Raw genomic sequence first — 6148 nt, forward strand, 5'->3', positions numbered from 1 at the left:
TACCAGAACCTCTGACAATCGATGAGTCGACCCCACAACGCAGAAAAAGAAAAACCAAAACCCAGGAGGTGAACGTCGCCGTGAACTCATAACCATCGCCAGACAGGGTGGGGAGTTACCCTTCGGCTTTTGTTTGTTGCTGACCCCATGGTACCAAAACAGAGAGGAGATCGCCACATTTATTTTTGATATCAACGTTTTATGATGAAAATATACCACCCTCGGGTGAAATTCCTCGCCTCGAGCCCAAATACCCACATAAAGCCCTCCTTACTGGCCAAGCCATGGGGTAAACTCGCCTCCCCACACCCAGAAAAGCCCTCGCCAGTCTGACTCCGCTGGTAGCACAAACGGCTCGGAACACGGAGGAGAGGCCTCAGAGGCGAAAAGATAGGAGGTCCCTTTTGGCAAAAAGAGATTGCAAGACCTCTTCTTTGGGAGGGACTGAATCTCCAGGTCGGGAGTCGTTAAGGAAGACCATCCACCCTGGAAAGATGGGCCGCGGCCACATCCATCCGGGCCGTTGACCTTTGTGTCTGAACTCTGCTATATTCGCGGTGGCAGCTAACGTGAAGAGGGACCTGATGGCGGTTTCGTAATTCTTCCCGGCTGGTAAGCAGAAGAGAGTTGTCCCGCACAGAGCCTTTGTTGATGAAGCGCTTCCCCCCCTTTGAGGGAAGCATGGGTTAGCTGGTCGAGCCGGCCCGAAGGGGGGCGACAATCCTAACTGGAGGTGAGAAGAAGTGAAAGAGATCAAAGAGCCGTCGAGAACCGTTCCTGTTATGGCGGAGACGGATGTTCTGGTGGTGGGAAGCGGTCCCGGGGGCCTGGCCGCTGCTCTGGCATCGGCCAGGGAAGGCGTGGATACCATGCTGGTAGAGAGATATGGTTGCTTTGGAGGGAATATCACCCAGGCTCAGGTAGAGTCTATCGCATGGTACAGGCATGAGGGGACGGTTGAGGCGGGAGGGATAGGTGTTGAGTTTGAAAGACGCGCCAAGGAGATGGGGGGAACCCACAGGGACTATGAATCCCTGGGGGAGTATCTCGATGCCGACTATTTCAAGTATGTGGCCGACAAGATGGTGCAGGAGGCAGCTATCGTCCCTCTTCTTCACTGCTTTGCCGTCGATACGATCATGGAGGGAAACACCATCAAGGGGGTCATCACGGAAAGCAAATCCGGAAGGCAGGCCATACTGGCCAAGAGAGTTATCGATGCTACGGGTGATGCGGACATAGCCTACCACGCAGGCGCTCCACACCGCAAAGCCTCAAAGCAGGAGCTCATGTCTGTGACGGTGAGCTTCGGGTGCAGCGGGGTCGACGTCGAGAGATTTCTCCAATACGTGGAGCAACTCCGTCCCCGCTTGCGCGACTGGGCAAGAGAGACCTCTGGGAAAGAGGACGATCTTTTCAGCCCTTATATGGACGAACCTTTCAGGAAGGCCAGAGAGGCCGGTGAGATCCCTGAGGACATATGGATAGAGGCTTTCTGGCATAGTCTCACCGAGGAAGGAGAGGCCAAGCACATAAATGCGGTTCGTGTCCTGGGTATAGATCCCACGGACGTCTGGGACCTGACTAGGGCGGAGATGGAAGGGAGGCAGCATGCCATGTGGTGTCTGGAGGCCCTGAGAAAGTATGCTCCTGGATTCGAAAGGGCCAAACTCAGGACCTTTGGTTCGTCTCTGGGCACCAGGGAATCGAGAAAGATAATCGGCAAGTATAATATTACCGAACAGGACGTGAGAAACGAAGCACGTTTTGAGGATTCTATCGGCATATTTCCGGAATTTCTCGACGCATACGGCCTGGTAATCATCCCTACCACTGGGAGATACTTTCACGTTCCCTATGGCATCATACTCCCAAAGAAGGTGGAGAACCTCCTGGTTGCCGGTCGGTGTGTGGCAGGAGACAAAATCTCCCATGCAGCCACCCGCCAGATGATGTGTTGCACTGTTACGGGCCAGGGGGCAGGGGTGGCTGCCGCGGTTTCGCTAAAGGAGAATGTTGAGTGCAGAGGGGTCGATGTCTCCAAGGTTCAGAAGGCACTGGAAAGACAGGGCGTCAGGATCCGTTAGAGCCTCCTTTGCGGAGTCGGCAGTAGAGGGCAGTGTGGAGATTCTCTGATATGATCAGGCCTCTGGCCCAGTCGAGGGCTCTGGGCCTGCGAGGGCGGGCTCGGGAGAAGAGAGAACAGAGGGGAGGTGGAACGTATGAAGCGTCAATTGAAGGCAGGTAAACGGCACAGTGGGGGGTTCAGCCTGAACACCTTGACCGACGATGAGGTCTATGAGATTCACCTGGCAACACTCGAAGCGCTTCAGAAGACGGGTGTTTTTGTCGAAGACGAGGAGGCTCTGGAGGTGTTCGGGAGCGCGGGAGCCCTTGTGGATCCGAAAAAGAAGATCGTCAAGATACCACCCTATCTGGTGGAAGACTCGATCCGCTCGGCGCCGGAAACCTTTGTCGCCTGTGGTCGCACCCCTGACAGGGATATTGTCCTGGAGCATAATCGGGTCTCCTTCACCAATTTCGGCGAGGGGATCATGTTTGTCGACCCCTACACCGGCGAGTACCGTAAGTCGGTCAAGGCGGACACGGAAAAGGCCGCTCGCCTCATCGACTACCTGGACAACATCGCCACCTATGAAAGGGCCATGTGCTCTCATGACAAGCCCCCTGCGGTCCAGTCCCTCCATAATGCCGAGGCCTCCCTGACGAATACGACCAAGCATCACTGGCTGGGCCCCCAGGACGGCTATCTGGCAAGGAAGATCGTGGAGATCCTCTCTGCCATCGTGGGAGGCAAGGAGAGGCTGAAACAACGCCCTTTGCTCACCTTTGTGACATGCCCGGTGAGCCCCCTCAAGCTCGTCAGACACCACTGCGAGATAATCATGGAGGCGGCCAGGAACGGCCTTGCCGTCAACATCATAGGAATGGCCATGGCAGGAGGGTCGGCTCCCATCCACCTGGCAGGGACCCTTGTTCTGCAGAACTGCGAGGTTCTTTCGAGCCTCGTCCTGAATCAACTGACCTGCAAGGGGTCGCCTTTTGTCTACGGGAGTTCGACCTGTCCATTGGATCTGAGGGCGGCCACCTCATCTGTTGGATGCCCTGAACTCGGCATGATCAGCGCCGGTGTGGCACGGCTGGCGCAGTACTACCAGCTGCCCTGCTTTGTCGCCGGTGGGTAGGGAGATACCAAAATCACCGACTACCAGGCTGGGCATGAGAAGACGATAACCGGTCTGTTACCGGCGTTGGCAGGGGCCAACGTGATCTACGGGCTGGGCATGCTGGAAATGGGAATCACCTTCGACTTGGCCCAACTGGTCTTGGACAACGAGGTGGCCGGGATGATCCTCCACGCGGTGGGCGGGATACAGGTCAATGACGAGACTCTCTCCCTGGATACCATCGAGGAGGTGGGCATATTCAGCGATTACCTTTCCCACGAGACCACCTACAACCATATGCGGTCCCAATCCCAGGCCCGCTTGATCGACCGGAGGATGCGTTCCGACTGGGAAGCCGCGGGTACGGACATCTATCAGAAGGCCCTCCAACAGGCCAGGCATGTCCTTGAAACACACGAGGTACCCGAGCTCCCCGATGATGTGCGATCCACCATTCGATCGATCATCGAGGAAGCGGAGAAGGAGAGGGGTGTATACAAGGCGAAAAATACCCAGGAATAGATCGATCGTGGAGGAGGGAAGTAAAGAGACCTTGCTCCGGAGCCGGAGGCCGGGCATCCCTCCTCACGGGCTCGGTATCCGCTCTGTCCGGTGTCCTCAATTCACGGGCTAGAAGTCCTTTTCCATCAAGACCAGACGGGCATAGTTGTCTCTCTCTCGGGCGATTTGGTATATCCGGTTGGCGACGATCACGTCTTCCAGGGCGAGTCCGATGTTGATGGCGAGGATCCTCTCTTCAGGGTTTTCCCTGCCCGGTTTCTGGTGTGACGCGATTTGACCCAACTCGGCATAGAGCTCTGGCAGGCCGTCCGGGAAAGCCCCCTGGGCGTGGAAATGTTCTGTCTGTTCCCAGTCGTCGGTGATGAACTTATCGGCCTTCAAGATCGCTTCCCCGTACCAGGCACGGCTCGCTTCCAGCCCGAAGCCCAGGCAGCCCTTGCCGAACCACTCTTCTCTGACAAGAGGCCTCTCCAGTCTCTGGGTGGCGGTGAGGAGAACGTCCGTGTCCCTTGCCACGCTCTCCACGTCGTCGCCTATGGAGATTTCCACATCGGTTCTCCGGGAGAGTTCGTCTCTGTATTTTTCTGCTGCCTTTCGGTTGATGTCGAAGACCTTCACTTTTCTTATACCCGGCAAGACCTGCTTGAGTGCCAGTAGATTATACCGTCCCTGGACCCCGGCACCGATGATGCCTGCGATGCTCGAGTCTCTTCGAGCACAGTACTTGGCGGTCACCGCCGTCACCGCGGCGGTCCTCATGGCCGTTATCCAGCGGCAATCCATAACGCATACCGGCAACCCCGTATCCATGTCGTTGAGTACCATGAGGCCCAGGATCTGGGGAAGCCCGAGTTCCCTGTTGCCAGGGTAGCCGCTGACCCATTTCATCCCCCCGATGTTCAGGCCCCTGTAGTAGGCCGGCATGGCGTGAATGAACGAGTTTGCCTTGGAATGGATCCCCGGTTTTGGAGGGTTCTCCACTCTGCCGAGTCCGTGTTCTCTCAGGCCTTGTTCCACTAGATCGATGATCTCTCCCAGACCCAGATTGAGCCCCATGACGTCTTCTTGGGAAAGGTACATGAATTCGATACGCTTCATCGGAATACCTCTCTTCCCTGAATCACACTCTCCCGAGGCTTGAATGGTCTATGTCTGAGACCTCAGTTGCTGCCGGTCTCCAGGTAGGCATTCAACTCCTCTATGGTCATGCCGGAGATACCTAAAGCCTCCATGGTACGTTTTGCTCCGGTCCAGTAATCCCTCTTGTGAAGTTTTGAAATCAAGAGGATGAGAGCATCGATGGTGGGCGTGGCCACCCCTATCATACGGCCCAGGCTGGACCACGTGACCAGGCCGTAAGAAACCTCTTCTGTATAGTATCGATGCATGACGCTGTCGGGCCCCTTGGGAGGAAAGTCGCCGCAAAAGGCCGGACTCGTACGGTAGGCTTGGTAGAGAGACGCCTTGGTAATGCTGTAACCCGTGAGGTACAGGCGATCCAAAGTGGATATCTCCGGGTAGCCGAGCCTTCTGCACAGGGCGAGTCTCTCCTCATCAACGGCCTCGATGACGTTGACCACATGGGGTGTAATTCCCTCCGCGTAGAGATAGAATTCACCCCCTGAGTATTCGACCCTTCCCGCGTTGAGCAGAGACGGCACCGGGTGGGTGACGGGGTTTCCGTTGTTCAAGGCCACCTCGAGGATGTTCTTCTGGGGTTCGGCTACGGGATAGAGAGACCTGAATTTCTCAAGCACGTCCGGTGTGTTCCTTGCAGGAAAGGCGGCCAGCCACAGCTTCTTTACGCCGAGCAGGATGCGGATTTCTCCATCGGCCCGCCGTGCGGCGTAGGGCAGGGTGTGTACTTCACCGATTCCGACGTCGGCCTTCACGCCCTCTTTTTCCAGGATACGGTAGAAGTGGAGGCTGCCGAGGCTCGAACCCGGGGTCAAAACAACCGTCTGCCCGTCGACCAGGTGGGGGGCACAGGCTCGAGCCGCTTCCCCGTGGCCGAAGGCCGTAAGGACAGGGAGGATCATCTCAGCCCCTTCCAGGGCCTCTTCAATACTCGTAGTTACCCTGTCCAGTTTGGCAAAACCCTGCCGGCCTGCGCCCACCAGAGCGAGTCCGCCTGTGTCTCGAATATCCCTGAGATTCTCGTCAAACCTCGGGAACTCAAAGAGACTTACGGTATGCCCGGCCAGGGTGAGATCCGCGGCCGCCGCCTTTCCGCCGTTTCCAGCTCCAAGAATCGCGATTCTCATGTCGATCACCCCCTTGGTGGCAAATAAAACCGCCCTCGAGTAGCCCTGTGCCTGAAGACGGCCTCTTCCTTACGCCCTTCCGGCCTTTAAAACATATCGGCCTTAGACAAGATAGCACGGAACGGATTCTAGTCAAGGCTTCTCGGGTGGGGAATTCCTGCCCCTTCCCCACGA

Annotated in this window: 5 protein-coding genes; 3 read left to right on the plus strand and 2 right to left on the minus strand. The window is 56.7% G+C overall.

The annotated features are described in order from the left end of the window. Nucleotides 1–782 precede the first annotated feature (782 nt). From JRJ26_19880 to JRJ26_19890, 3 genes are all read left to right on the plus strand, one after another. Nucleotides 783–2087, plus strand: a complete 1305-nt coding sequence (locus JRJ26_19880) for an FAD-dependent oxidoreductase (GenBank protein MBW2059750.1) — start codon at nucleotides 783–785, stop codon at nucleotides 2085–2087. 135 nt (nucleotides 2088–2222) lie between these two features. Further along, entirely contained in the window at nucleotides 2223–3206 is a 984-nt protein-coding gene (locus JRJ26_19885; GenBank protein MBW2059751.1) for a trimethylamine methyltransferase family protein, read from the plus strand. A 12-nt stretch (nucleotides 3207–3218) separates the two neighbouring features. Then, the gene (locus JRJ26_19890) at nucleotides 3219–3710 is read left to right on the plus strand and encodes a trimethylamine methyltransferase family protein (protein MBW2059752.1); all 492 of its coding nucleotides are present in this window, start codon (nucleotides 3219–3221) and stop codon (nucleotides 3708–3710) included. Nucleotides 3711–3818: 108 nt separating this feature from the next. On the opposite strand, the gene JRJ26_19895 is transcribed toward JRJ26_19890, so the two are convergent. Both JRJ26_19895 and JRJ26_19900 read right to left on the minus strand, forming a co-directional pair. Then, the gene (locus JRJ26_19895; GenBank protein ID MBW2059753.1) at nucleotides 3819–4808 is read right to left on the minus strand and encodes an ornithine cyclodeaminase family protein; all 990 of its coding nucleotides are present in this window, start codon (nucleotides 4806–4808) and stop codon (nucleotides 3819–3821) included. Nucleotides 4809–4870: 62 nt separating this feature from the next. After that, nucleotides 4871–5974, minus strand: coding sequence for an NAD/NADP octopine/nopaline dehydrogenase family protein (locus tag JRJ26_19900; GenBank protein MBW2059754.1), 1104 nt, complete (start codon nucleotides 5972–5974; stop codon nucleotides 4871–4873). Nucleotides 5975–6148: the final 174 nt, after the last annotated feature.

It is taken from the genome of Deltaproteobacteria bacterium (assembly GCA_019308905.1).
GTDB lineage: Bacteria > Desulfobacterota > BSN033 > WVXP01 > WVXP01 > JAFDHF01.

Coding starts and splice junctions, on each gene's coding strand:
- JRJ26_19880 (MBW2059750.1), top strand. CDS start 783: ATGGCGGAGACGGATGTTCTGGTGGTGGGAAGCGGTCCCGGGGGCCTG.
- JRJ26_19900 (MBW2059754.1), bottom strand. CDS start 5,974: ATGAGAATCGCGATTCTTGGAGCTGGAAACGGCGGAAAGGCGGCGGCC.
- JRJ26_19895 (MBW2059753.1), bottom strand. CDS start 4,808: ATGAAGCGTATCGAATTCATGTACCTTTCCCAAGAAGACGTCATGGGG.
- JRJ26_19885 (MBW2059751.1), top strand. CDS start 2,223: ATGAAGCGTCAATTGAAGGCAGGTAAACGGCACAGTGGGGGGTTCAGC.